Genomic DNA, 24,804 nt, shown 5'->3' with positions numbered 1-24,804 from the left:
TGTATTTTCGGCAGAATGAAAGAGCAGCATATCAAATCACGTTGACTGCTGCTCCATTATTCGATTATTTCGTCAGGACTGTTTCCTTCACATGAGGAAGGACAGTATCTTCATAAATTTCGGTCGGGTATTTTCCAGTAAAGCATGCTAAACACTGACCACGCTGCGGATCATCATACTTTCTGCCAATCCCGTCCATTAAACCGTCTACAGATAAAAATGCAATGGTGTCTGCACCGATTTCCTGTCTAATTTCTTCCACTGAATGAGATGATGCAATCAGCTCTTCGTGTGTAGACGTATCAATTCCATAAAAACACGGATGAGCGATTGGCGGTGAACTAATGCGTACATGCACTTCCGTCGCTCCCGCTTCTCTTAGCATCGTCACAATTCGGCGGCTTGTGGTTCCGCGTACGATGGAATCATCCACCATGACGACACGTTTGCCTTCGACCACCCCGCGCACAGCAGACAGCTTCATGCGCACGCCCTGCTCACGCAATGCTTGAGACGGCTGAATAAATGTCCGGCCAACATAACGGTTTTTAATTAAACCTAGCTCATATGGAATACCTGTTGCTTCGGCATAGCCAATCGCTGCAGAAATACTGGAGTCTGGCACACCTGTCACGACATCTGCTTCGACATGTGCTTCTTCTGCAAGCTTCTTGCCAAGATTCTTTCTCGCACTATGCACGTTGATGCCATTGATATTGCTGTCCGGTCTTGAGAAATAAATGTATTCCATGCTGCACATGCTGCGGTTAATGTTCATCGAGAAGCGCTCAGATTTTAAGCCTTCATCATTAATGATCAGCATTTCGCCAGGCTCTACATCTCGTAAATAGGTAGCACCAACGACATCAAAGGCACATGTTTCAGAAGCGACAACATAAGCATCCCCAAGCATACCAAGTGAAAGTGGGCGTAATCCGTTCGGATCAAGCGCTACGATCATTTCTGTTTCTGTCATGATTAGGAAAGCATAAGCTCCTTTTAACATAGACAGAGCATTTTTGATTTGATCCTTCAAATCCATATATCCACTGCGCTTAATTAAGTGAGCGAGCACTTCGGTATCAGAAGACGTTTGAAAAATACTTCCTTGGTTCTCTAGCTGCTGTTTTAATTGCGTTGCATTGACCAAGTTTCCATTATGAGCAAGGGCAAGACTGCCATTGTTTTGCGAGCGGAAGAAGAGGGGCTGCACATTCTCAAAGCCGCCTCCGCCTGCTGTCGCATACCGAACGTGTCCGATCGCACCTTTTCCCTTTAAATCCTTAAGCTCACCATTTTGGAACACTTCCGTAATCAGTCCAAGGCCTTTGTGTGACGTCAGGTTTTCACCGTCTGTTGCAATAATTCCCGCACCTTCTTGTCCTCGGTGCTGAAGGCTATGCAATCCGTAATATGTGATTTGCGAGGCTTCTTCGTGTCCCCAAACCCCAAAGACGCCACATTCTTCGTTTAAGCCTCTGATTTCAGCAAGCATGGGATCGCTCCTTTCCATGCGCGTTCAAGCTCGTTGACTGCCGCATGAATCCATTGTTGTCCTTCTTGATTTTTGACAGTGAATACACCATCATTTGTGACCGTTCCGACTTCTTTTGCATCTTGCACAGCCGCAGCAAATGCTTCGCGGTTTTCTGGTTTCACTGTGACAACAAAACGCGACTGTGATTCACTGAATAGTGATGCTGCGCTGTTTAGATCGAGCTGGATATCAGCGCCAAGACCATCTGTTCCAAATGTACTTTCAGCTAGTGCTACACCAAGACCGCCTTCAGACACATCATGTGCTGACTGAACAAGTCCGTTTTGAATCGCTGCTAAAAGGGCTTCTTGACGCGCCAGTTCTACATCCAAATCAATTTCTGGTGCTTTTCCGTAGATACGGCCTTCAGTCATTTTTTGAAGCTCACTGCCTGCGAATTCTTCCTTCGTTTCACCAATGACGAAAATCACATCGCCTGCCTGTTGGAACGATTGAGTCGTAATATGAGCTGTATCTTCAATCAAACCAACCATGCCAATGACTGGCGTTGGATAAATGGCCGTTCCATTTGACTCGTTATATAAAGAGACGTTACCGCCGATGACCGGTGTGCTTAATGTACGGCAAGCTTCGCTAATGCCGTCAGCAGACTTTTCAATCTGCCAGAAGATTTCTGGTTTCTCCGGGTTACCGAAGTTCAAGTTATCTGTTACTGCAAGCGGACGAGCGCCTGAGCAGACAATGTTACGTGCTGCTTCTGCAACGGCGATTTTCCCGCCGACTTCTGGATCAAGGTAGAGATAGCGCGCGTTACAATCTGTAGTCATCGCAAGAGCTTTTTTCGTCCCACGGATTCTAAGCACGCCCGCATCAGAGCCAGGTGCAACGACAGTGTTTGTACGAACCATATAGTCGTATTGATCGTAAACCCATTCTTTACTCGCAATCGTTGGCTGTTTTAACAGCTGTTTCAACGTATCTGCTGCATCTGTGATCGCTGGAGCTTCGACTTTTGTTTCTAAAAACTCGCGATAGTATGCAGGCTCACTTGACGGCTTGTGATAAACCGGTGCTTCTTCTGCAAGTGCATCAACTGGAAGCTCACACACTACTTCTCCTTGATGGAGTAAACGAAGCATTTTATCGTCTGTCACATGACCGACTGAGACTGCTTCAAGATCGTATTTTTCAAAAATATCAATGATTTCTTGCTCACGGCCTTTTTCAATGACCAACAGCATTCTCTCTTGGGATTCAGACAGCATCATTTCATACGCTGACATGCCTGTTTCACGCTGAGGGATCAGGTCTAGGTTCATTTCGATACCTGAACCGGCTTTACTTGCCATTTCTGCACTTGAGCTAGTTAAGCCAGCCGCTCCCATATCTTGAATGCCCACAAGCGCATCATTTTTGATGACTTCAAGGCATGCTTCAAGCAAAAGCTTTTCCATGAACGGATCGCCGACTTGAACCGCTGAACGTTTTTCTTCTGATTCATCAGAAAATTCTTCAGACGCAAATGTTGCACCGTGAATCCCGTCACGTCCCGTTTTAGCACCAACGTACATGACCGTATTGCCAACACCTTTTGCCTGCCCTTTCTTGATGTCTTCATGGTTGATTAACCCTACACACATCGCGTTAACGAGCGGGTTGCCTTCATAGCTTTGATCAAAATGAACTTCTCCGCCGACTGTTGGAATACCGATACAGTTTCCATAGCCTGCAATCCCTGCCACTACTTCTTCAAACAAGTACTTCACGCGCGGTGAAGTCAGTTCACCAAAACGAAGAGAGTTTAATACCGCAATTGGACGAGCACCCATGGAGAATACATCACGGATGATTCCGCCGACACCTGTTGCCGCTCCTTGATACGGTTCAATTGCAGATGGATGGTTATGTGATTCGATTTTAAATACAACCGCTTGGTTGTCTCCAATATCAACGATTCCAGCGCCTTCCCCAGGACCTTGAAGAACATGCTCTCCTTTTGTCGGGAATTTGCTTAAAACAGGCTTTGAGTTTTTATAACTGCAATGCTCTGACCACATGACAGAAAAGATACCCGTTTCTGTGTAGTTTGGCAGCCTGCCAATAATGGATTCGATTAAAGCGAATTCTTCATCACTCAATCCCATTTGCTGATACAATTTCTCTTCTTTAATTTGCTTGTGACTTGGTTCAAGCAGTAGTGACATGAGTGTCCCTCCAATTTTTCACGATAGATTGAAACAATTTAAGTCCGTCTGCGCTGCCTAGTAATGAGTCAACCGCGCGCTCAGGGTGCGGCATCATGCCGAGTACATTGCCCTGTTCATTCGTTACACCTGCAATTCGATTGACACTGCCGTTAATATCGTCACCGTAAGTGAAAGCGATTTGGCCTCGTTCAATCAGCTTCGCTAACGTGTCTTCGTCACAGTAGAAGTTACCTTCACCGTGTGCTACAGGAATCGTAATCGATTCACCTTTTTGATAGCCGCTTGTAAATTGCGTTTCGTTGTTCTCTACAATGAGTTCAACTGGACGACAGATAAATTTTAGATCTTTATTCCGTCTCATTGCGCCTGGCAGAATGCCAAGCTCTTGAAGAATTTGGAACCCGTTACAAACACCAAGAACAGGTTTTCCTTCCGCAGCTGCTTTTTTCACAGCCGGCATGATGTTAGAAAAACGAGCAATCGCACCGCATCTTAAGTAATCCCCATAAGAGAAACCGCCTGGTACGAGTACACCGTCAAAACCATCAAGACTCGTTTCGTCGTGCCATACATATTCAACTTGTTCACCTAACTCATCTTGAATCGCATGGTACATATCGATATCACAGTTAGAGCCAGGCAAGACGATCACTGCAAACTTCACTGTGCGACAACCTCCTCCACCTCATAGCGGTAATCTTCAATCACCGTATTGGCAAGCAATTTTTCACACATTTCTTTGACCACTGTATCTAAGTCACGTTCTGATTTCTCAATGACTAGCTCCATATATTTCCCGATACGGACATCCTTTACTTCCTGATAAGACATGCTGTGCAAAGCGTGCTGCACGGCACTTCCTTGTGGATCAAGAACGCTCTCTTTTAAGCTGACAAAAATTTTCACTTTATACATGTTTATGGCCTCCAAGTCTTTTGAAAATTTCTTCGTATGCATTTGTTAAGCCGCCCAGGTTTCGTCTGAACACGTCTTTATCAAGCTTTTCGTTTGTGTCTTTGTCCCAAAGCCTGCACGTATCAGGTGAAATCTCATCAGCTAGCAAAATACGATTCTCGTGATCTATTCCGAATTCAAGCTTGAAATCAATTAAATTCACATGGCAATCTGAGAAGATTTGCTTCAATTCTTCATTCACTTGTCTTGTGATTTGTTTCATTTCCTCGACCTGCTCAGGTGTCGCTGCATGTAAAATGCGAATATGATCTTCTGTAATGAGTGGATCGCCGAGTGCATCATCTTTGTAGTAAAACTCGATCAAAGGTGTGTCCAGTTTCGTTCCCTCTGGAATCCCAAGACGCTTTGACATACTGCCTGCCACCACGTTTCGCACAACGACTTCAAGCGGTACGATGTCTACCCTTTGAATGAGCTGTTCTGTTTCAGATAGGCGTTTCACAAAGTGATTGTTGATCCCTTTCTCATGTAGCATTTGAAAAATCAAGCTAGAAATTTCGTTATTCAGTCTGCCTTTGCCTTCAATTTCCGCTTTCTTTTCACCGTTAAATGCTGTAGCTGAATCTTTATATTCGACATATAAAATATGCTCGTCATCGGTCTGATAGATTCTTTTCGCTTTGCCTTCGTAGAGAAGTTCTTGTTTCACAGTCATTCAGATTGGCCTCCTAATTTGAATGTTGGCAATTTTCAGGATTAGGCGCCTGACTAGCAGGCGGCCCATTTCTTACGCAAGACCTAGACGTTCGAAAATCATATCGACATTTTTCAAGTGATAGTTGTAATCGAAGCAGTCAGCGATTTGTTCAGGTGTTAAGCGTGAAGTGATTTTCTCTTCTGCTTCTACTAATGAACGGAATGGTACTTGTTTCTCCCAAGCTTCCATCGCCTTTGGCTGAACCGTGTCATATGCTTCTTCACGTGCCATGCCTGTATCAATGAGTGCAAGAAGAACACGCTGAGAGTAGATCAAGCCAAGTGTGCGGTCCATGTTGCGTTTCATGTTTTCAGGGAAAACCGTTAAGTTTTTCACAATGTTAGAGAAACGGTTCAGCATATAGTTCAGTGCAATCGTTGCATCTGGTAAAATGATGCGTTCAGCAGATGAATGAGAAATATCACGCTCATGCCAAAGCGGTACATTTTCATAAGCAGTCAGCATATAACCACGGATGACACGGGCAATCCCCGTCATATTTTCAGAACCGATCGGGTTTCGTTTATGAGGCATCGCTGATGATCCTTTTTGTCCTTTTGCAAAGAACTCTTCTACTTCACGTGTTTCACTCTTTTGAAGACCACGAATTTCAACAGCAAATTTCTCAATACTTGTTGCCACTAAAGCAAGGGTTGCCATGTAATCTGCATGACGGTCACGCTGCAAGGTTTGGGTTGAAATTGGTGCAGCTTTGATGCCAAGTTTCTCACATACATATTGCTCAACAAACGGGTCGATGTTCGCATATGTGCCAACAGCACCAGAGATTTTGCCGTATTCGATGCCGGCTTTTGCTTGTTTAAAACGTTCTAAGTTACGCTTCATTTCCTCGTACCAAAGAGCAAGCTTCAAGCCAAATGTTGTCGGTTCAGCGTGTACACCGTGCGTACGGCCCATCATGACGGTATATTTGTGCTCTTTTGCTTTTTCTTTTAGTATGTCAACAAATCTCTCAATGTCCTTGAGCAAAATATCGTTCGCCTGTTTTAATAGATATGAAAGCGCCGTATCCACTACGTCTGTAGATGTTAACCCGTAATGAACCCACTTTCTTTCTTCTCCTAGAGATTCAGATACAGCACGCGTAAAGGCAACCACGTCGTGGCGCGTGTCTTGTTCAATCTCCAAAATACGTCCAATATCAAAGCTTGCATTCTTGCGCATTGTCACAACGTCTTCTTTCGGAATGATGCCAAGTTCTGCCCAAGCTTCACAAGCGAGAATTTCTACTTCAAGCCATGCATTAAATTTGTTTTCCTCTGTCCAGATTGCTGACATTTCTGGTCGTGCGTAACGTTCGATCATTTCCCGTTTCCTCCATCTCTTTCAGTCCATATCTTTGTGATGTTTGCCATCCATTCATCATCAAGCTGTTTCATAAATGTCATATGCCCCATTTTGCGGCCGGCTTTTACTTCATGTTTGCCATATAGATAAAGCTTCGCTTCCTTTAAAAGCTCAGGATGTTCTTTTGGGATGTCCACTTCATCGCCCAGCAAGTTCACCATCATACCCTCTGATAAAAGAGCTGTTCCGCCAAGCGGCAAACCGCATATGGCGCGAATGTGCTGTTCAAACTGACTCGTCTCACATAAATCCAATGTGTAATGTCCAGAGTTATGCGGACGCGGTGCCAGTTCATTGACAAGCAGCTTCCCTTCATTTGTCAGGAACAGTTCAACAGCAAGCGTACCGACCAGCCCTAGCTTTTCAGCAAGCGTTGTTGCCAGCTCTTTTGCTTTCTCCTGAATGCTGCCATCTACCCGTGCAGGCACGATGCTTTGGAATAAAATATTGTGCTTATGAATGTTCTCAGCGACTGGGAATGTCGCAATTTCCCCATGAACAGACCGCGTCACAATCACGGACAGTTCCATTTGGAAAGGAACCCAGCTTTCTAAAATGCACGTTCCATGCGTGAGAAGTGCAGCCGCTTCATGAAGCTGATCCTTCTCTTTGATGACATACTGTCCTTTACCGTCGTAACCGCCTCTGCATGTTTTCAGCACAGCTGGCAAACCAAGCGCATTTACTGCATCTTTCAGCTCCTTCTCATCATGAACGATGCGATAAGGGGCGACTTCACAGCCTGCATCTACAATCCCTTTTTTCTCCGTTTCACGGTTTTGGGTTAAAAGAAGGAGTTCGCTTCCTTGCGGTAAATACGCCTCTTCCTTCAGCTGATTGAGTGCATCATAATCAATATTTTCAAATTCATATGTGACCACATCGCTGATGTCCGCCAGCTGCCTGATCGCTTCAAGGTCACTGTATGCGGCTGTAATTTCTGTATCAGCAACCTGTCCACAAGGAGAAAGTGTGACAGGGTCAAGGACTGCTGCCCGGTAGCCCATTTGCTTTGCACTGACGGCCATGTATCTGCCAAGCTGTCCGCCGCCGATGATACCAATGGTTGCGTTTGGAAAAATGGTCTGCTTAGCCAAGCTGATCACTGCTTTCTAATACAGTTTGTTTTGTTTGCTCTCTTCTTTCTTCAAGGCGTGCTGCAACGGCTTCATCGAATGCTGAAATCATTTGTGCAGCTAAAAGGCCTGCATTTGTTGCACCGGCTTTGCCGATTGCCACTGTGGCAACAGGTACACCGCCTGGCATTTGAACGATGGATAATAAGGAATCCAGTCCGTTTAATGCTTTTGATTGTACGGGCACACCAATGACCGGCAGTGTCGTTTTTGCTGCGACCATCCCCGGTAAATGTGCTGCGCCTCCAGCACCGGCAATGATGACTTTTAGTCCCTTACCTCTTGCTTCTGCCGCATATTCAAACATCAAGTCAGGTGTCCGATGTGCGGATACAACCTGTTTTTCATACGGAATGTTTAATTCCTCTAAGATATCGCACGCATGTTTCATTGTTTCCCAATCAGATGTACTTCCCATGATGACACCTACAAGCGGCTTCATTTTGTCCCCACCTTTAAGCTATTATTCGATTTTGTATCGTTTGACACGCTTCCCAAACCTAAGCAGCTTGTCAAACGCCGAACAAAAAAGCCCGGTTTGTATTGCATTGTTAGGAAGCAACACAAACCGGGCCATGGTAAGCGCTGTTCGCTTTTAAAACGCCATGTCAGTTTTGTTCACTATCCTGCATAGTCCAGTCATTTACGGTAACTGGGTAGAAACTTATGGGCCATATTCCCAAGATTATATGAGGCTCGTGTTTTGATTTCATGTTTATCTTAACAACGGATGTTCATGATGTCAACGGATTTATCGAACAATCTATGAAGTCGTCGTTTTAATGTTCGGATTTAGAGTATTTTTCCCTCAAATACGATTTTTTTCCCAATCGGAATGATCTGAATCGACCCATTTTCCTTCTTTTCCTGAAAGATGGGCTCCTCCATTCGTCGGACAGGTGAGTAGCCTTCCTCTGCCATCTGGGACAACACTTGTTCAATCGTCATGTTGTCTTCCACGTAGAATTTCTTTTTCTTTGGTTTTGCGGTCATTCTTTAATTCTCCTTTTCTTCACAGCCTTCACCCAGAAGCCGCCATGAATCGTTTTGGGCTCATACGAAATGATAAACGCCTTTGAATCAAGCGTTTTAATCGTTTCATATAATTGCAGTTCATATTTTCTCGGTGTTAAAATTTGCATCGCTGACCGGTCTCCTTCAAGACCTCCTACTACCCAGTTGGTGACGCCATATCCTTTTTCTCTCAATTGTTTTGGGAGATCTAGATCGATTTCTTTTGTAATCACGTTCACAGTAATGTAGCCAAGTGCCAGCTTCTCTTCAATTTTCATCCCGACAATGATTCCAATTCCATAACCTAGCGCATACGCAATGACATTTTGTACTTGATCTAAGTTATCTAATACGATACTCAAACCAATGACATAAATCAGCATCTCGACAGTACCAGCAAAAGCGGCTGCATACCTTCTGCCTTTCATTGTTAAAATTAAACGCATAGTGGAAAAAGAGACATAAACAATGTTAATCACTAAAATAATCAAAACCATGGTGAACGCATTGGATAAAAGTTGTTGAAGCACGATTCGAACCCCCTGCACTAAAAATCAAATAAAGCACCCCATATTCTACTAGAGAACAAACCTTGATACAATCAAATTTGCGCGAGAAAAACACATATATCTTTCGACAACAAGGGGTGGTCTTTGTTACCAAGAGTTTACCCGTTTTTTCCTCTTCTCAACATGAAAAACCTCCTTTTTCAAAAGGAGGCTTTAGATGGTTGATAAAGGGCTAAAATATACTTTATTTTAACCCTTTGTCTTCTTTTCAGCGTGATAGAAACTTTTGAATTCTAAGATCGGTGCGAAGCGAATTTCACATTCGTGAGCACCGTCACGCAGGATTACAGTCGATTCCAAAGATTTGTCTACACGCTGAAACGTGTTTTTATCCAAACCGAACTGGAACAAGTGATGGGATCAAATACTCTCCGACAATGCCCCATAAAAGGGCAATGATAACGAGCTCAATCAACAAAAAGACCCAGCCGGCATACATCAAGTCTCCCCGTACAGCATCTTGCTCTGATTGAATGGAGCGGAAGAGCACAATGGCAATCAGCTGAAGACCAAAAAACATCATGACGGATAAAATCACCGTTACATATGGAATATTCAGCATGGCAAATACAAGCCAAAGGATAGATAAAACCAAAACCGGCACAAGCACGGCACCGAACTTCATGATCACTTCTTTCAGCGATATGTTCCCTTTCAGCATGTACTTACCGAGCACCCAAACCGTCAGCATCATCAGTGTTAACAAAATGAGTGTAAAGACCGCTACCTTCAAAAAGGCGTCACCAAAAGAATAATGAATACCAAAACCTAATAAACGGGTCTTTGACGCCTTTAATTGAACGTAGTTGCCTAAAGCAAAAAACACACTGAATAACACAATTGAAATCCAGGCGTACTTCATGCGTAAAGTGTCCGCTTGATGGATCGCACGGCTCGGTGATTTTAACATTGCGAGCCCATATGAGCCATAGCGCTTAAACGCACCTCCTACACTTCTTGCAATGCGCTGAATGGCTGAACGCTCTTCATCAGCTGGCTTAGCCGTTCTTCCTCGTTTTGCAGCACTGCGGCTGAGGCGGGACTGCCTTGTTTCTTGATCTATTGATGGCTCTTCGTTTTCGTTTTTCGTTTCAGATGTGACCTGCTCTTGATCTTTCTCTAACATCCCATATCAACTCCTATCTCAGACAATCCGCACAGGCTCAGGTGACCTGTCCGGATGACTCCTATTAAAGTAGCGGAGTCTCTCTATTCAGTCAAGATTCCTTGACGTTCATACGAATAGACGGATAAAAGAATGAAGAGGTTTTAAATGGAGAGAAATTAAGCCAAAACAAAAAAGCTGATGAGTGGATCAGCTTTTCATCATCTTTCATTACTTTTCATGAACGATAGCGCCCCTGCTTTGCTTTCTGAATCCGAAGATTCTCTTGGTGTGCGGGGAAACGAGTCTTTTCTGTCGTATCGACTTGTGTAATTTGTCCATTATGAATGGTGATCACCACCGACCCGTATTCAATCCCTTTTAAGGCAGATAAAATAAAATTCAGCTTTTGTTCATCCATCGCTCATCCCCCATCCCACTAATTTTGCTTTCGCTCTTTTAAATAGAGAACCTCATTTTCCAGCTCATGAATCGTATAATGCATGAGCGCTTCATGTTTTTCTTCATGCCCCCATAAAAGGAGCTGCTCAATCAATACCTGCTTTTTCCGCTCAATCACCTGCCTAAGCCAACGTGACAAGTCATCCCCTCCCGTTATGATGAATGCAAGAAAAAAAGGCACTCTGAACCCTTCTATAGAAAAAAGGAAATCAAAGCGCCTTTGGTGATCCAATCAGCGAATTATGTCTTTTTATCATAAACACATAATTCCTATAAGTCAACTATGTTTTTAAAATTTCCCTACAAAAAACAGCAGCCTCCATGAGCTGCTGTTTCAGACAAACCATTAATGATTTAAGAAAGCAAAATATAGAATAAAGATGACAAACAGGCCGTACATAATTGGATGCACTTCTTTTGCTTTTCCTTTAAAGATCATGGTGATCGGGTAGAAAATGAAACCAATCGCAATCCCTGTTGCAATACTATATGTGAGTGGCATCATAATCATGGTTAAGAAGGCCGGTACCGCAATTTCAAAACGATCCCATGCGATCTTTGCAAGAGGTGCTACCATCAGTGCACCGACAATGATTAAAGCAGGTGCCGTTACATTCGATGTCACGACAGATAATAGTGGCGAGAAGAACATCGCAAGTAAGAAGAAAATACCTGTCACGACGGCTGCAAAACCAGAGCGGGCACCCGCAGCAACACCTGAACTAGATTCAACATAAGACGTCGTCGTTGATGTACCAAGAACAGAACCGACGACGATAGAAGAAGAATCCGCCAGAAGCGCTCTTCCTGCACGAGGCAGCTCATTATTTTTCATTAAACCAGCTTGTGTCGCCACAGCCACAAGTGTACCAGCTGTATCAAAGAACCCAACGAATAGGAACGTTAAAATGACCACAAGCATTTGAATGGAGAAAATATCTGGCAAGTGAATCAAAGCTTGACCAAAGGTTGGAGACAAACTTGGAATACTTCCGATAATTTGAGATGGAACTGGCACAAGACCAAAGATCATTCCAGCAATGGCTGTCACAAGCATCCCAATGAAGACACCTGCATTCACTCGAAGAACCATTAAAATGACAGTCACAACGATTCCAAATACCGTCAACAATACCGGACCACTATGAATATTTCCAATCGAAACGAGCGTATTATCGTTATTGGCAATAATACCGGAGCCTTGAAGACCTACAAATGTAATGAACAAACCAATCCCTGCACCAACAGCCAGCTTCAGCTCACTCGGAATGGCATTGATGATTTTTTCACGAAAACCTGTTAAAGAAAGAGCAACGAAAATCAATCCTGAAACAAACACACCGGAAAGTGCTGCCTGCCATGAGATCCCCATACCAAGAACCACTGAGAAAGCGAAGAACGCATTCAGTCCCATACCTGGTGCAATCGCAATCGGGTACCTGGCGATCAATCCCATCAGGAAACAACCTGCCGCAGAAGCTAACGCTGTAGCTGTAAAGACAGCCCCCTGATCAATTCGTAATTTATCTGGAAAATCCGGTACTGCTACTAAAGCAAGTGTGATCGGATTGACAAACAAGATGTAAGCCATCGACAAAAATGTCGTTAAACCGCCGATGATCTCTCTGCGATAATTCGTACCTAACTCATCAAACTGAAAAAACTGTTTCAAAGCCAACTGACTCCCTTCATGTCCTTTTGCTTTAGTCTGCCCCATTCACAAGTCAAATAAAAAACGCCCCAACAGTTTTTGGGACGCTTGACTACAATGTGAATTCAGACCGTGACATCAAACAAGAACAATGCATGATTTATATCAAACGAGTGTGAATTGACGTAGTCAAGCCATTTACGGTAGCTTGGTAGAAACTTGCGGGCCATATCCCCGCCATTATACGACTTCTATCTATTTGATTTCTGTGTCTATTGTACCAACTTCATTTTTAAAACACAATACGAAAAGCGAACATTTTTCAAAGAAATGTCCGCTTCATTCGTCTTATTACACGAATTTGGAAAATCACATCTAGTTCTTTATACACCCATCACTGAATTCTGGCAAAAACCGTTTCTGCTACATCGAAAAATGCCTTCACAGCAGGAGAAGCTTGCGTGAGCGATGGACAGGCAAGCGCCACCTCACGATGATGCGATACATTCAGATGACTGATCTGCACAAGTTGCTGCGTTTTTAGGAATAACTCAGGACCTATCGTCACACCAAGTCCTTCCCCAACCATGCGGGCAATGGTCGTACAATCATGCACTTCAAATAAAATAGACGGCTTGATTTGCGCCTCTGAAAAAATATCCTCTACATGGGATTGATACATGCCAGTTGGCATAATAAATGGTTCATCTGCTAATTCTTCCATGTCTACAATTGGCTGCTGCTTAAAACGATGATTTTCGTGATAGGCGACCACCATTTTATCTTTCATAAGTGGCAATAGATGAAACGCTTCATCCGCTTTACCTTTTACAACAAACCCAACATCAATAATGCCAGAATCGAGCCACTCCAATATTTCTTCATATGTCCCCTCATAGAATTTAAATTCAATCTTTGGATGCTTTTTCTGATAGCTCACAAGCAGTTTTGGCAATAAACAAGCGGATGCACTGGCAAATGTTCCAATCCGAATCAAGCCAGATTCAATATTTTTGGTGAGCGCAATTTCCTGCTGAATTTTCTCTACTCGATTTAGCACTTCTCTTATATGCGGAAGAAGGGTTTCACCGATGTCTGTCAGCGTAATGCCCTTTTTTCGGTCACGCACGAATAAAGACACGCCCCACTCCGTCTCTAAACTTGCCACCGCATGACTCACGGCAGACTGTGTCATATTTAACGCTTCAGCTGCAGCAGTAAAACTGCCTAGCTCGACCACCTTAGCCATCGTCTCGAATCGAACAAAGCTCATGAGTATTCACTCATCCCTTTCATGAAAAACATCAATTTTACTTATGTTAGCACGGAATTTAAAATGAATACAACGTTTCAACATAAAGGAAGGGTTCAAAATGAAAAGTACATCTTATCCATTGCTCATATTTCTTTTAGCCGTCGGTTCTTTCGTCACAGGCACTTCAGAATTCGTCGTATCAGGCATACTGGACATCATTTCTGACGATCTGCGCATCTCCATCCCGGTTGCGGGACAGCTCATCACCATCTATTCTCTTTTTTATGCCGTGGGTGCCCTCTTTTTAGTCATGGCCACATCGAAATTGAATCGAAAAAGGGTTCTTTTATCGGCGATTTCAATGTTTATAGCAGGGAATGTGCTCGCCTTTTTTAGCCATCACTTTATGCTGCTCATGCTCTCACGGGTCATCATGGCCATGAGTGGCGGCTTATATATTGTACTCGCAACAAATTATGCAGCGCAGCTCGCCCCGCCAGAAAAAAAGGGAAGTGCGATGGCAACGGTGATCACTGGATTTACTGTTTCACTAGTACTCGGTGTACCGATTGGAACATTTTTAGCAGGATATGTAGATTGGCATGCCATTTTTCTCATCATTGCAATAGGAACCGCTTGTCTCTTGTTTCTTCTGTATCGATTATTACCGCCTATGGAGGGACATTCCCATGTGCCATTCAAACAGCAAATGCAAATTCTTCAAGACCGTAGGGTGTTAAGCGGCTTAGCCACGACAGCCTTTTGGATTTTAGGTTACACAATGGTATTTGCCTACATTTCGCCATTATTGCGACAGACATCCGGATTTACGCTCGAAATGACAAGCATTGCCTTGCTCGTCTTAGGGATTTCTGCTTTTATCGGATCACGCTTTGGCGGATACGCTGTCGATCAATGGGGACCAAACCGAACCATTTCAATCAGCATCACGGTTCAGATGCTCATGCTCTTTGCATTATCTTTTACACAATTTTCTGTAGTTGGCGTCTTCATCACGCTCGCCATTTGGGGCACCGCCACATGGACAACAACACCAGCGAAGCAATTTTATCTCATCTCCCTAAAACCCGAAACATCGGAAACCGTGCTGAGCTTTAATACAGCGATTATGAATATCGGCATGATGCTTGGATCGTCAATGGGTGGTCTGATTATTCAATATACAAATGTAACGAATTTAAGTTGGATCGGCGGGCTAGCCAGTTTTGTTGCATTGATGTTGATTCGGTACTCGTTCAATCGTCATCGACTGGCGAATCAACAGATAAAAAGCGAACATGTGTAATTATGTTCGCTTTCTGATTTATCGATTAGCTTTTGATGTTTCTTTTTTGACTGGAATGGTTACCGTTATATCTTTTTGTGGTGCCAACAGATTCAGATTTGACAGATCAAGATACAGCCCATAATCCTTAAATGAAAAATGGTTTAATGATAATTTGTCTAACTCCTTCACATCAAAATCAAAGGTGGATTGCATAGAAGCTGTCTTTAAATTGGTCACCTTTGCATTGTTCCCTTTCAAATAATATCCGTTCTCATAATCTGCTTCAGGGTCTGACCATGATTTCATTTTTTTAACATCGCCTAATCCTATCCATTCCCCTGCATTCTTCATCACATCTTCATCTAATTCTTTCTGGCCTACTCCAGTAAATTGATAATCTACTATCACAGAACGGCCTTTTTGCTCAATTTTATTAATTTTAATCCCAATCCCATAATGCTTTGTCTTGAACTGAATAGGCAGCTTCGTCTGGAGGGGAATGATTTTACTTTCTTCATGTTCTACCCATAAAGTAGTAAAAAATGTTAGTTCTGTTGCCTTTGGATCGATTGGCTGATTTAAGATTGTCATATGATTTATCCTAGTTTTTTTGTTTGAAAGTTGTTTTTCCTCAAATCTTGTCCCAGTCTCAAGTCTGTACTTATTTCCTAAATTATCTCTCATTCTATCTATTAAAACTTCATCGTCTTTTGCGATACCATTGTAATCAATCGCATATTGAATCACAGAGGAATTCACTCCATTTTCCACCTTGATATCTTTCAATTGATAACGTCCATTTAAAATAGATACTTCTTTTTGTCCTGCTAATAAGATGGTTTTTTGCTTAACCACAGGCAACTCAAATCGCCAATTCCCTACAATATCTCCAATTTTCGAAATCACGAGTTGTGCTTTTTGACCTTGCTTAATCATTTGTCCATTTGTAAAGAATTCTATTCGTCCAGCATATCGACCATCTTTTAGTTTTTTCAACTCTGGACCCCTTGTATCTGGTTGGAAATTTTCATTGATCTGATCTGAATCAATGTTGATCGGTATAAAATCTTCATTTGTATGGAAATTCTCCACAGTAAACGTATAAACAAGCCGCCCTGCATCATAATACACACTGTTCACTTTCACAGTAACCCCTCTTGATTCAGCCCCCTCATTGACATGCTTCACCAACTCACTCTGAAAAAGAGACATTCCTACTTTATCGTGAAACATCATATATAACTGTCCAACAAACGGCACTCGAGCCATCGCTGTATTAAGAGAAGGAAAAAGGAAGCCGGATGAAAAATAAAGAACGATTAGTACGATGGCAGAATATATTGGCGTTCTCCAATTCCATGTGAACCAACGTCTTTTCTTTTCCGCTTTCACATCTCCCATTGCTTGGCGAACCGCAGAGGTCAATTCAACCTTTGGTACATCAATCTCATCATAAAGCTTTTTCATTTCTTTTCGTTCCATCGACACTCTCCTCCTTCTCCAATGTTTGCTTTAATAACTTTCTTGCTCGATACAAATGAGTTTTGACCGTTCCTTCGGGCACACCCATCTGTTCAGAAATCATTGAAATCGAATAATCTTGAAAATAAAATAGCTGAATCACGAGCTGATATTGCTCATCTAATACATCTAGTGCATTTTTTAAATCGAGCTTGTCTTCCAAAAAATCATGCCGCTCAACGCTCTCATGATGCTGTTCAAACGGAACAACATCTTGCTGTTTTTTCTTCATCGCAAAAATTGTATGAATCAAAATTCTCGTCAGCCAGCTAGAAAAATAAGCCGGTTCTTTTAATCCAGATAGATGCTTAAACGCTTTAATGACCGTCTCTTGAACAGCATCTAACGAATCCTCTTTATTTCTTGTGTAGAGAAAAGCCGTTTTATATAAACGCTCTTGATACATCAGCATTAATGTCTCAAATGCCGGGACATTCCCTTTTTGTGCTTTTTTAATTAGACGCACTTGCTTCATCTCATCCACACCTCCTACACCTGTTAGAGCAAGGTTTCTCTCAAACGGTTTCAACAAACAAAAATTTCTTTTACTCAACATATGTCGGACAAAAATAGAGAAAGTGAAGAATAGGCCGCAAAGATCGTATTGAACTTTTGATATAATGGAAGAAATATCTACAAAAAGGAGGATATTGATTGTTTCTATTTGAAGAACCTGCTTGTGCTAGCTGCCAAAAGAAAATAGAAGGTAACGAAGAAGTGTACGTTAAGCTGGTCTATCCAAAGAGACGAGGAATGACAGAAGTAAAGGCTTGGCTAAGAAATGAAAGGGTTTTTTATTGTAAGGCATGTACAGAACAAAAGACATCACATGGGGGATAAATGCATGAACAAAATTACTTTTCCACAATCATTTCCAACGATACAGACCGAAAGACTGATCTTAAAACAAGCAACGATCACAGATGCTGAGGATATGCACATCTATTTATCCAATGAAACTGTCTGCCGCTACATGGGCATTGATGCACATGAAACCATCGAAGACACAAAAGGAGAAATCAAGTGGTATGACAATATCTTCAAAGAACAAACAGGCATCCGCTGGGGCATTTCTCTAAAAGAAAATCCAGCCATCATCGGCAGCTGCGGCTTTCTCAATCTAGAAAAACAGCACCGCCGTACGGAAATTGGCTATGAATTACACCATGATCATTGGAGAAAAGGCATCATGAAGGAAGCGATTACTGCGGTGTTGCGGTATGGATTTCAGGAGATGAACTTGAATCGGATTGAAGCGATCATTGATCCAGCAAATACGTCTTCTGTTCAATTATTGGAGAAGATACATTTTGTACAAGAGGGTTTATTAAGAGAGTATGAATTGGGTCAGAATGAATTCGATGATGTGTATATGTATTCGATTTTGAAGAGAGATTACGAAAAATCCTATTAAACAGAGGAGAAACAAATGAAAACGGATATTCATTTCATCCAAAAGCCGCAATCAGAATATGTTTCTTTTCACATTTATGAGCTGAATCCGGCGATTGAAAAACTTGTCCAGCAAGTGGAGCAGTCAGCCCCCTATTTCTTAGCACAAGAACCAACGAAAGAAAGAGTGAAAAAGGTCTATTATCACGACATTTTATATATAGAAAGCGTTGATAAAAGATCGTTCTTGTATACGTCAGATGGAGTGTTTCTCTTAAAGGAAAAGTTATTTGAACTTGAAAAACAGCTTGAAGCGCACGATTATGTCAGGATTTCAAAATCGATGATTCTGAATATAGATTCTATTGCCGCTATTTCTCCTAAAACGAGTGGCCGTTTTGAAGCAAGCCTTACAAATAAAGAAAAAGTAATGATTTCACGTTTTTATATCCAAGCATTAAAAGAGAAGCTTGGATTACGGAGGAAGTGAACAGGATGAAACGTTATATCACAAATCTTTTGATCACATTTTGTATGATCTTTACTGCACTTGTATTGATTTACTGTTTCACGTTTGGAACGATGCCCATCTATATTTTACAAGCCATCATGTTCAGTTCCTTTTTTTCAAGCGCCCTGACCTTCTTGCTATACCCAAAACAAACGTACAGCCATAAACGGATTCTTTTTCAACAAATTCTATATATCGTCCTTGTGATGTGTATGATTATGACCACCATCATCATCGTCAGCGGTGAAATCAGCCCCCTTTCGTTTATCGTGAATTTCCTTGTGGTCATGGCTTTATTCTTTTTGATGAAGTATCTATTGTATAAAAAAGATCAAGCAACCGCTGAGGAAATCAACGATCTTTTACAGCAGCGAAAGAAACGAACAACATCTTAATGTGCATCTTAGGGCTAAATATTGACATGTTAGGAAGATTTCATTGTGACTTCTGCATGATTCCACTACTCTGAGGTTAGAGGAGGAATCAACACATGAAACCAATCACAATCATTCGAAAATCAGTACTTCTACTGCTCTTTTCTTTAATCATTCCAACAAGTGCAGGTGTCTATTTATCCATCAAAGAAGTAACCGACCCGATGACCATCTATCTCATCAATGGCTGCGCCATGCTAGCTGGATGTCTTTTACTTCTATTCATTATTCAAAAAAGTCGTTTTCACTTGAAAGAAATAGGTTTTCGAAAAGGCTCTCTCGGTATGTGGATATTTCCGATCCTTATCATCGAGGCCATTCCGTTTATTGCTGGATTCAACAAGGATTTAACTGTTTCTTCCTTTCTAGCACTTTGTTTCTTCATGGTGTGTGTCGGTCTTTTTGAAGAAGGAATCTTTCGAGGCATTCTGTTTCAATATTTAAAACAAATCAACTTGCGCACTGCCATATGGGGCTCCGCCGTACTATTCGGACTTGGTCATGCTGCGAATCTGCTAAGCGGAAAAAGCCTCACATTAACAGTGGCACAAATCCTTTTCGCCTTTTTATTTGGATTCGTTGCAGCTGAAATCGTTGCACTCACGAACAGTCTGCAATGGGTGATCTTATGGCATGCCGTTCATAATATCGTGGATCAAATCACAAATGGGCAAACGCCTGTGGAATTACAAATGCTTTTGCTCTCGGTTCAATGTGTCATTCTGCTTGTTCTTGCGGTGGTGTTGTGGAAAAGATTAAGAATGAAAAAAGTGTTCAATAGATAATGAAAAATGGAGGAAAGAAATGAAGGAGAACACATGGATAGAAGGCTGGTTTGAAAAGTGTGAAGAACTTGAAATCAAGCCTTGGGAATGGGATTTTAAACAAAGTTATATCAAAGAGCCGATACCAAAAGATAAATCATCAATTGAGTTAATATTAGATTATAAAAGTCGTACACTGAAAGAAATCGGAATCTGTAATGTCACTAAAAAAACTGGTCGTAAAGCTGACTGCGATAAAGAACCTTTTACTATTTATCAATTACTTTGGCGTACTGATTATGAGCCAGAGTCTGAATCACAGCTTTATTTAGACCGTTACAACTTGCTCCGTGGAGAAACAATGAATTCGTTTTGGACAACTTTTAAAAACAGCGTGATCAGTTCAAAAAATAAAAACGCTTTATACAACGAAATTGGCATTAACATTAATCCTAGGAAATCCCTTAAAGATCAATGTCATTTATTAATTTCTAATGAGAAATTCAAAGAGTTTAAACAGATCAAAGATAATATTGCAGCATTTGAAAAATTCGCTACTGCCACCCACTGCATTGGGAATTTCACTGTTTTACCCCACTGGATGAATAGTGGTCGGCGCCCTTTCTCAGAAGATTATTGGGATGTAACATTACAATCATTCTTTGATTTTTTCAAACCTATGGGATGCTGGAAGGATTTCGTCGAAATATACTTTCTTCAACCCTACGTAAACAATGATAATGAATGGACAGTGAGTGAATTTTGGGAAGGACATTTCTTAAGCATAGGGAAACCCAAACAACTAACTCCTCAAAATCAAAAGGAATTAAGTGAGTATCTACATAAAGTCAATTTCAGAATTGAAGAACGAGGCAAGTGGATCATCAAAAAAGTCTGTGAAGAATTGAAGTTACAACACTTCAAATTTTATAATGAACTGAAAGATATGCAAATTCGATTTTCCAACGAAATGAATTAACAAACAAGAGCGAAGTCAATACTTCGCTCAGGCTGTCGAGAAAATCTCGACAGCCTTATTTTTTCCTTAAATTTTCCATTCCCTCATTTTATAATAGAGAAAAGCATACTAAAGGAAGGTGTTTTTCTCATGTTCCACACTAGAAATTCTTCTCAGCACGAAGCCGAATTTGTATTGTTAGATCAACTGGTCGAAGAGGATCACCTGCTTCGTAAAATTGATCAGTACATCGATTTTTCATTTATCGTAGATAAAGTAAAACCGTATTATAGCGAGAATAAAGGTCGTCCTTCTCTTGATCCACTTATTTTGTTCAAAATGATGTTTATCGGATACCTGTACGGTATCCGTTCTGAAAGACAACTTGAAAAAGAAATTTACTATAACATGGCGTATAGATGGTTTTTAGGTTTGAACATCAATGACCCCGTTCCTCATCACTCGACCATTAGCTGGAATCGTCGTACTCGATTCAAAGATACAACGATTTTTCAAGACATTTTCGATAAGATTGTGCTTCAAGCCATCAATCATGACATGGTAGGAGGCCGCGTTCTTTTTACTGATTCAACTCATCTTAAAGCCAATGCCAATAAACATAAATATACGAGAAAAACGATTGAACAAGATACCCAGAACTATACCATCAGTTTCATCAAATACCGACTCCTCAGCAAATTCTGGTGGGTCGTACGGTGTTATTCCCGGTACAAATAATGGTATCGGTTGGGCAACAACCCTTCTGATGTACCAGAAGGTGCAGTGATTCAACCGTGAGGATGATAATTAATTTCACGCAAAATAAGTATCAAAGTAAAAAAAAAGAAGTTTGATTTACAACTTCTTTTTTCTAAAATTAGTTAGCTAGCCATAGTCAAATTAATGCTTTGCGAATTAATGTTTTTTCATAAGAAAGCAAAAGACGATTAATACTGTCTAGATTGCTCTGAAGATATCTTACAATATTTGAATCGCCTTCTATACTTTCAGGTATTTCTTTACTTATTTTCTTAATAGCCGAACTTGGTACTCCATAATCAATTAAGAATTGGAAACGCTTATCAACTTTCTCATTTTCCAGTAAAGAAGCAAAAAATGTATAATCTCCATAATCTTCTATCCCATTTTTTTCGAAAACATATTTTTGAATTGATTCTATCACAGCCAGAAGTTTAGGAATTTCAAAATTCGCTTCATTTCTTTGAAATTTCAAAATACTATCAATTGCAAAATTAAGTGGGTCTTTCTTGTTCTTACTTTCAAAATAAATCTTTTGGTCATATATAACTTGCGATAATGGTTTATTAACTAGCTTTAAAGCCGTAACTGCTTTATTCTGCGTAAATCCTTCATTATCTTTTTCTTTTAAAAATTTATATCCTAAATACAAGGTTTTCCAAAGTTGATTGTAGTTTGGAATATTACGCCATTTTAAATAATCTAAATTTTGATAATGTTCCAAAATAAATTTATAAAGTCCTTTTTGTCCTTTGACTGAAATTAAATTATCTTTAATAATTACTTGAAGTTCGCTATCAATACCATGATTAAGTTGCTCCTTTCTTTCCTTATCTTCAACATCCATATCTGGAATATTAACTAAAATTTCATCAGAAACTTCACTCTGATCAACACTTGGAACATCAATTGTAAAATGTTCTAAAACTGGTTCTTCATTAAATAAAAAGACATTTCCAGTAAAATAATGTCCCATACGACCTGCACGTCCTCGGATATTTGCAAAATCAAAAAAGTCTATTAAATTGTTACCTTTGTTTCGACTATATATAAACATATTTTTTGCAACAGTATTTACACCTTCAATCAAAGAAACAGTTGCAAACAATACTTTTAAATTTCCATCATTAAATAAGTCTATTTCAGATGTAACAATGTGTCTGGGTAAAGCACCGTTATGAGCCCCAATTCCATTTTGTAACAACCTTTTTAATTGCCAGTCAGGAGAAATATTCTTGTCCATCCATTCAAATATCTCTAAAGCAGGGTTTACAATATTATTGAGGTTTTCTAACCAATTTAGATACTCATTTGCTAATTTATAGGCTTCATCTGGTGATTTGACATAAACAATACTTGGAGCGTTTTGCTCTTTAATCAGTTCAAATAATTTTATTTTTTTAGCTCTATTACTAAAATGATTATTATTCCGGTTTCTAACCTCTATGATATTAGTATTTACCAAAGCATAATCAGTTTTAAAAAAATCTACATCGTATTTTTCTCTGAATTTTTTAGAAAGTGAATCAACAGATGGTGTAAGAAACATAGCTTGAGGTTTTTCTTTCATAATGTTCAATAGAGCAATATTTAATGCATCTATGCGGCTATCGTTTAACCTGTTACTTATTTTGTAGAATTCATCAATTACAAAAAAATCTATTGGCGGTAATTTAGGAAATTCCAATACACGCTCTGCTGTCAAAATAAAGATATTTTGTTCTTGAGGAATCTGTCTTGTATTGACCACAATATTATAGTAGGTTGAATATCTTTTCAATTTACGTCTAGTTTCGTCAATTAAAGCTAATGTGGGTTGGATGATTAAAATATTGTCAAACTGTTTCCTGGCAACTATTTCCTCTATCAACAAACTTTTACCGAAGCTGGTAGGAGCACTCACAGCTACATTTCTACCATTATTTAAAGCTTGCTCAATTTCTTTTTGTTGCTCATGAAAATAAACATCTTGAAGATAATCAGATTTAAAAAAAGAAGTTCGTATTTGGGCCTGCGTTGAGGTTTCAAATAATTCATTTTCACTTTGAATTTTATCAACATAATAAGGATAGAAACCAGCACGCTCAATCAAATCTATCCATATTGGTTTAGCGTCAGTATTTACTTCATTCCAAATATCAAGAATATGAATAATTATTTGACGAGCATCTGAAGTATCAATGACACTAGAAACAAATTTTGTCAAATTCCAATTGTCATCAAAATTTTGGAGTTCTGACAATTCTAAAATATCAATAACATTAAATTCACTCATATTTGTTGCGCTCCTTTAAGTTTTTGATGTAAAGATGAAACAAATGCTCGTTTATCATCTAGAGGAAACATGAAAAAAAATAGATTTAAATGTGAATTCCATGCATGTTTACTGAGTCCATCGCTAGCTCTGGTTATTAGTTTTTCTACCTCTGAATTTAACGAGTCTATAAAAGTAGTTTCATTAAAATTCTTTAATGATTCACTATTGAATCCCGCAAATAATGCTATATTAATATTTGCTAATTTATCCAGAGTTTTTGTATTTGGGTCAATTAGTTTTTTTATAAATTTAGGGTATTCTTTACCTATATCGTGTACACGATTAGTAATGATTTGAAATTCTGAATTAAAAAAGTCAGTATTAAAATGTCCTTTATGTTTTTTTCCATCCTTGTCTGTGAATCCAACAACATCTTTTACTAGCTCATCGATAGCACCAGTAGAACTTATATATAATTTTGATTCCCCAAGCCAAAGAGTTTCATTTTCTAAGTCAACATGTACCGCATCAAACCCATGAGCCGGAATACTAGGACTATCCTTGAAATAAATTTTGGAAATCAAAGCATCTGCATTAAAATATTCATGTAATAAATGATACAATAGTAGCTCTCCAAATTCTCCACGTTTCAAATATTTATCTTCTGTACTTGTTGAATTTAAGTATTCTTTTTGGGCTGCTTGAATTTCTGGAATAGCATACAACTTTCTCATTGCTTCACGAGCAGTAGGCACTATACCAGATTCACTTAGTTTTTCATTCATTATATCTGTTCCAAAAGCAAATGCTGGAATGTCATCAAATAATTCATTATAAAAGTTTTCTTTCACTTGATTCAGACCATCATCAAGTAAATCAAAACCAATATAAAAAATATGAACTTTTTCATTATGTTTTAAATATTCAGAGTGGTGGTGACTCATTTTCTTCTAATCCCCATTCATATTAAAGATTCAGTCTAT

Annotated in this window: 26 protein-coding genes, 1 pseudogene and 2 riboswitches; of the genes and pseudogenes, 8 read left to right on the top strand and 19 right to left on the bottom strand. The window is 40.2% G+C overall.

Translation table 11 applies throughout. The annotated features are described in order from the left end of the window. Positions 1-64: 64 nt before the first annotated feature. From purF to MKY11_RS03240, 15 genes are all read right to left on the bottom strand, one after another. A complete protein-coding gene (gene purF, locus MKY11_RS03310) occupies positions 65-1,495 on the bottom strand; it encodes an amidophosphoribosyltransferase (RefSeq protein ID WP_342501843.1) in 1,431 nt (476 codons plus the stop codon). Beyond that, positions 1,471-3,702 (bottom strand): phosphoribosylformylglycinamidine synthase subunit PurL, encoded by a 2,232-nt coding sequence (purL, locus tag MKY11_RS03305; protein ID WP_024719398.1) that lies wholly within the window; start codon positions 3,700-3,702, stop codon positions 1,471-1,473. The genes purF and purL overlap by 25 nt, the downstream gene beginning before the upstream one ends. After that, the gene (gene purQ, locus MKY11_RS03300) at positions 3,686-4,369 is read right to left on the bottom strand and encodes a phosphoribosylformylglycinamidine synthase subunit PurQ (RefSeq protein ID WP_008344292.1); all 684 of its coding nucleotides are present in this window, start codon (positions 4,367-4,369) and stop codon (positions 3,686-3,688) included. The genes purL and purQ overlap by 17 nt, the downstream gene beginning before the upstream one ends. Continuing rightward, the gene (gene purS, locus MKY11_RS03295) at positions 4,366-4,620 is read right to left on the bottom strand and encodes a phosphoribosylformylglycinamidine synthase subunit PurS (protein ID WP_008344293.1); all 255 of its coding nucleotides are present in this window, start codon (positions 4,618-4,620) and stop codon (positions 4,366-4,368) included. The genes purQ and purS overlap by 4 nt, the downstream gene beginning before the upstream one ends. Beyond that, positions 4,613-5,335 (bottom strand): phosphoribosylaminoimidazolesuccinocarboxamide synthase, encoded by a 723-nt coding sequence (gene purC / locus MKY11_RS03290; protein ID WP_342501842.1) that lies wholly within the window; start codon positions 5,333-5,335, stop codon positions 4,613-4,615. The genes purS and purC overlap by 8 nt, the downstream gene beginning before the upstream one ends. Positions 5,336-5,407: 72 nt before the next feature. Beyond that, a complete protein-coding gene (purB, locus tag MKY11_RS03285; protein ID WP_008344295.1) occupies positions 5,408-6,703 on the bottom strand; it encodes an adenylosuccinate lyase in 1,296 nt (431 codons plus the stop codon). After that, positions 6,700-7,842 (bottom strand): 5-(carboxyamino)imidazole ribonucleotide synthase, encoded by a 1,143-nt coding sequence (purK, locus tag MKY11_RS03280; protein WP_025206860.1) that lies wholly within the window; start codon positions 7,840-7,842, stop codon positions 6,700-6,702. The genes purB and purK overlap by 4 nt, the downstream gene beginning before the upstream one ends. Next, entirely contained in the window at positions 7,835-8,323 is a 489-nt protein-coding gene (purE, locus tag MKY11_RS03275; protein WP_096881088.1) for a 5-(carboxyamino)imidazole ribonucleotide mutase, read from the bottom strand. The genes purK and purE overlap by 8 nt, the downstream gene beginning before the upstream one ends. A 169-nt stretch (positions 8,324-8,492) precedes the next feature. Next, a riboswitch (purine riboswitch) is annotated at positions 8,493-8,594 on the bottom strand. Positions 8,595-8,673: 79 nt separating this feature from the next. After that, on the bottom strand, positions 8,674-8,874 hold the full coding sequence (locus tag MKY11_RS03270; protein ID WP_017359825.1) for an NETI motif-containing protein: 201 nt from the start codon (positions 8,872-8,874) through the stop codon (positions 8,674-8,676). Next, positions 8,871-9,425, bottom strand: a complete 555-nt coding sequence (locus tag MKY11_RS03265) for a DUF5698 domain-containing protein (protein ID WP_008344300.1) — start codon at positions 9,423-9,425, stop codon at positions 8,871-8,873. Before MKY11_RS03265 ends, MKY11_RS03270 begins: the two co-directional genes overlap by 4 nt. A gap of 367 nt (positions 9,426-9,792) precedes the next feature. Next, on the bottom strand, positions 9,793-10,590 hold the full coding sequence (locus MKY11_RS03260) for a hypothetical protein (RefSeq protein WP_113747736.1): 798 nt from the start codon (positions 10,588-10,590) through the stop codon (positions 9,793-9,795). 217 nt (positions 10,591-10,807) lie between these two features. After that, positions 10,808-10,990: a YezD family protein gene (locus MKY11_RS03255; RefSeq protein ID WP_008344304.1), complete on the bottom strand. Its 183-nt coding sequence runs from the start codon at positions 10,988-10,990 to the stop codon at positions 10,808-10,810. Between the two features lie 18 nt (positions 10,991-11,008). Further along, the gene (locus tag MKY11_RS03250; protein WP_008344307.1) at positions 11,009-11,170 is read right to left on the bottom strand and encodes a hypothetical protein; all 162 of its coding nucleotides are present in this window, start codon (positions 11,168-11,170) and stop codon (positions 11,009-11,011) included. Positions 11,171-11,377: 207 nt separating this feature from the next. Further along, entirely contained in the window at positions 11,378-12,703 is a 1,326-nt protein-coding gene (locus MKY11_RS03245) for an NCS2 family permease (RefSeq protein ID WP_024719393.1), read from the bottom strand. Positions 12,704-12,848: 145 nt separating this feature from the next. Next, positions 12,849-12,950: riboswitch (purine riboswitch) on the bottom strand. A gap of 126 nt (positions 12,951-13,076) precedes the next feature. Then, entirely contained in the window at positions 13,077-13,955 is an 879-nt protein-coding gene (locus MKY11_RS03240; RefSeq protein ID WP_060832127.1) for a LysR family transcriptional regulator, read from the bottom strand. 100 nt (positions 13,956-14,055) lie between these two features. Between MKY11_RS03240 and MKY11_RS03235 the strand changes: the two genes are divergently transcribed. Continuing rightward, on the top strand, positions 14,056-15,243 hold the full coding sequence (locus tag MKY11_RS03235; protein ID WP_342501841.1) for an MFS transporter: 1,188 nt from the start codon (positions 14,056-14,058) through the stop codon (positions 15,241-15,243). 18 nt (positions 15,244-15,261) lie between these two features. On the opposite strand, the gene MKY11_RS03230 is transcribed toward MKY11_RS03235, so the two are convergent. Both MKY11_RS03230 and MKY11_RS03225 read right to left on the bottom strand, forming a co-directional pair. Continuing rightward, positions 15,262-16,707 (bottom strand): DUF4179 domain-containing protein, encoded by a 1,446-nt coding sequence (locus MKY11_RS03230; protein WP_342501840.1) that lies wholly within the window; start codon positions 16,705-16,707, stop codon positions 15,262-15,264. Continuing rightward, a complete protein-coding gene (locus MKY11_RS03225) occupies positions 16,676-17,221 on the bottom strand; it encodes a sigma-70 family RNA polymerase sigma factor (RefSeq protein ID WP_025206853.1) in 546 nt (181 codons plus the stop codon). Before MKY11_RS03225 ends, MKY11_RS03230 begins: the two co-directional genes overlap by 32 nt. 179 nt (positions 17,222-17,400) lie before the next feature. Between MKY11_RS03225 and MKY11_RS03220 the strand changes: the two genes are divergently transcribed. The 7 genes and pseudogenes from MKY11_RS03220 to MKY11_RS03190 all read left to right on the top strand — a co-directional run. Then, positions 17,401-17,586 carry a Fe3+ hydroxamate ABC transporter substrate-binding protein gene (locus tag MKY11_RS03220; protein WP_342501839.1) on the top strand — a complete coding sequence of 62 codons (186 nt, stop codon included), beginning with the start codon at positions 17,401-17,403 and terminating at the stop codon, positions 17,584-17,586. A 4-nt stretch (positions 17,587-17,590) separates the two neighbouring features. Continuing rightward, on the top strand, positions 17,591-18,160 hold the full coding sequence (locus MKY11_RS03215) for a GNAT family protein (protein WP_342501838.1): 570 nt from the start codon (positions 17,591-17,593) through the stop codon (positions 18,158-18,160). Between the two features lie 15 nt (positions 18,161-18,175). Beyond that, on the top strand, positions 18,176-18,628 hold the full coding sequence (locus tag MKY11_RS03210; protein WP_019743765.1) for a LytTR family DNA-binding domain-containing protein: 453 nt from the start codon (positions 18,176-18,178) through the stop codon (positions 18,626-18,628). Positions 18,629-18,633: 5 nt separating this feature from the next. Further along, positions 18,634-19,044, top strand: coding sequence for a hypothetical protein (locus MKY11_RS03205; protein WP_342501837.1), 411 nt, complete (start codon positions 18,634-18,636; stop codon positions 19,042-19,044). 95 nt (positions 19,045-19,139) lie between these two features. After that, complete coding sequence (locus MKY11_RS03200; protein ID WP_342501836.1) at positions 19,140-19,868, top strand: CPBP family intramembrane glutamic endopeptidase; 729 nt, start codon at positions 19,140-19,142, stop codon at positions 19,866-19,868. A 19-nt stretch (positions 19,869-19,887) separates the two neighbouring features. Next, positions 19,888-20,826, top strand: a complete 939-nt coding sequence (locus MKY11_RS03195) for a hypothetical protein (RefSeq protein WP_342501835.1) — start codon at positions 19,888-19,890, stop codon at positions 20,824-20,826. A gap of 129 nt (positions 20,827-20,955) precedes the next feature. Then, positions 20,956-21,468, top strand: a pseudogene (locus MKY11_RS03190) (transposase); the annotation flags it as partial. 232 nt (positions 21,469-21,700) lie between these two features. Here MKY11_RS03190 and MKY11_RS03185 read toward each other — a convergent pair. Both MKY11_RS03185 and MKY11_RS03180 read right to left on the bottom strand, forming a co-directional pair. Further along, positions 21,701-23,839, bottom strand: coding sequence for a DEAD/DEAH box helicase (locus MKY11_RS03185; protein WP_259254934.1), 2,139 nt, complete (start codon positions 23,837-23,839; stop codon positions 21,701-21,703). Next, complete coding sequence (locus MKY11_RS03180; protein ID WP_259254935.1) at positions 23,836-24,765, bottom strand: DUF1837 domain-containing protein; 930 nt, start codon at positions 24,763-24,765, stop codon at positions 23,836-23,838. The genes MKY11_RS03185 and MKY11_RS03180 overlap by 4 nt, the downstream gene beginning before the upstream one ends. Between the last annotated feature and the right edge of the window lie 39 nt (positions 24,766-24,804).

The sequence above is a fragment of the Bacillus sp. FSL W7-1085 genome (assembly GCF_038595035.1).
GTDB classification, from domain to species: Bacteria; Bacillota; Bacilli; order Bacillales; family Bacillaceae; genus Bacillus; species Bacillus altitudinis.
Note: the sequence above shows the minus strand (reverse complement) of the source record. Positions and strands in the feature narration are given on the sequence as shown.

Excerpts from the sequence above, each read along its gene's own strand:
- purL (WP_024719398.1), bottom strand. The coding sequence starts at position 3,702 with ATGTCACTACTGCTTGAACCAAGTCACAAGCAAATTAAAGAAGAGAAA.
- purS (WP_008344293.1), bottom strand. The coding sequence starts at position 4,620 with ATGTATAAAGTGAAAATTTTTGTCAGCTTAAAAGAGAGCGTTCTTGAT.
- purC (WP_342501842.1), bottom strand. The coding sequence starts at position 5,335 with ATGACTGTGAAACAAGAACTTCTCTACGAAGGCAAAGCGAAAAGAATC.
- MKY11_RS03210 (WP_019743765.1), top strand. The coding sequence starts at position 18,176 with ATGAAAACGGATATTCATTTCATCCAAAAGCCGCAATCAGAATATGTT.
- purB (WP_008344295.1), bottom strand. The coding sequence starts at position 6,703 with ATGATCGAACGTTACGCACGACCAGAAATGTCAGCAATCTGGACAGAG.
- MKY11_RS03185 (WP_259254934.1), bottom strand. The coding sequence starts at position 23,839 with ATGAGTGAATTTAATGTTATTGATATTTTAGAATTGTCAGAACTCCAA.
- MKY11_RS03205 (WP_342501837.1), top strand. The coding sequence starts at position 18,634 with ATGAAACGTTATATCACAAATCTTTTGATCACATTTTGTATGATCTTT.
- MKY11_RS03230 (WP_342501840.1), bottom strand. The coding sequence starts at position 16,707 with ATGGAACGAAAAGAAATGAAAAAGCTTTATGATGAGATTGATGTACCA.
- MKY11_RS03215 (WP_342501838.1), top strand. The coding sequence starts at position 17,591 with ATGAACAAAATTACTTTTCCACAATCATTTCCAACGATACAGACCGAA.
- MKY11_RS03200 (WP_342501836.1), top strand. The coding sequence starts at position 19,140 with ATGAAACCAATCACAATCATTCGAAAATCAGTACTTCTACTGCTCTTT.
- MKY11_RS03240 (WP_060832127.1), bottom strand. The coding sequence starts at position 13,955 with ATGAGCTTTGTTCGATTCGAGACGATGGCTAAGGTGGTCGAGCTAGGC.
- MKY11_RS03235 (WP_342501841.1), top strand. The coding sequence starts at position 14,056 with ATGAAAAGTACATCTTATCCATTGCTCATATTTCTTTTAGCCGTCGGT.
- MKY11_RS03270 (WP_017359825.1), bottom strand. The coding sequence starts at position 8,874 with ATGACCGCAAAACCAAAGAAAAAGAAATTCTACGTGGAAGACAACATG.
- MKY11_RS03225 (WP_025206853.1), bottom strand. The coding sequence starts at position 17,221 with ATGAAGCAAGTGCGTCTAATTAAAAAAGCACAAAAAGGGAATGTCCCG.
- MKY11_RS03255 (WP_008344304.1), bottom strand. The coding sequence starts at position 10,990 with ATGGATGAACAAAAGCTGAATTTTATTTTATCTGCCTTAAAAGGGATT.
- purE (WP_096881088.1), bottom strand. The coding sequence starts at position 8,323 with ATGAAGCCGCTTGTAGGTGTCATCATGGGAAGTACATCTGATTGGGAA.
- purF (WP_342501843.1), bottom strand. The coding sequence starts at position 1,495 with ATGCTTGCTGAAATCAGAGGCTTAAACGAAGAATGTGGCGTCTTTGGG.
- MKY11_RS03260 (WP_113747736.1), bottom strand. The coding sequence starts at position 10,590 with ATGTTAGAGAAAGATCAAGAGCAGGTCACATCTGAAACGAAAAACGAA.
- MKY11_RS03180 (WP_259254935.1), bottom strand. The coding sequence starts at position 24,765 with ATGAGTCACCACCACTCTGAATATTTAAAACATAATGAAAAAGTTCAT.
- MKY11_RS03195 (WP_342501835.1), top strand. The coding sequence starts at position 19,888 with ATGAAGGAGAACACATGGATAGAAGGCTGGTTTGAAAAGTGTGAAGAA.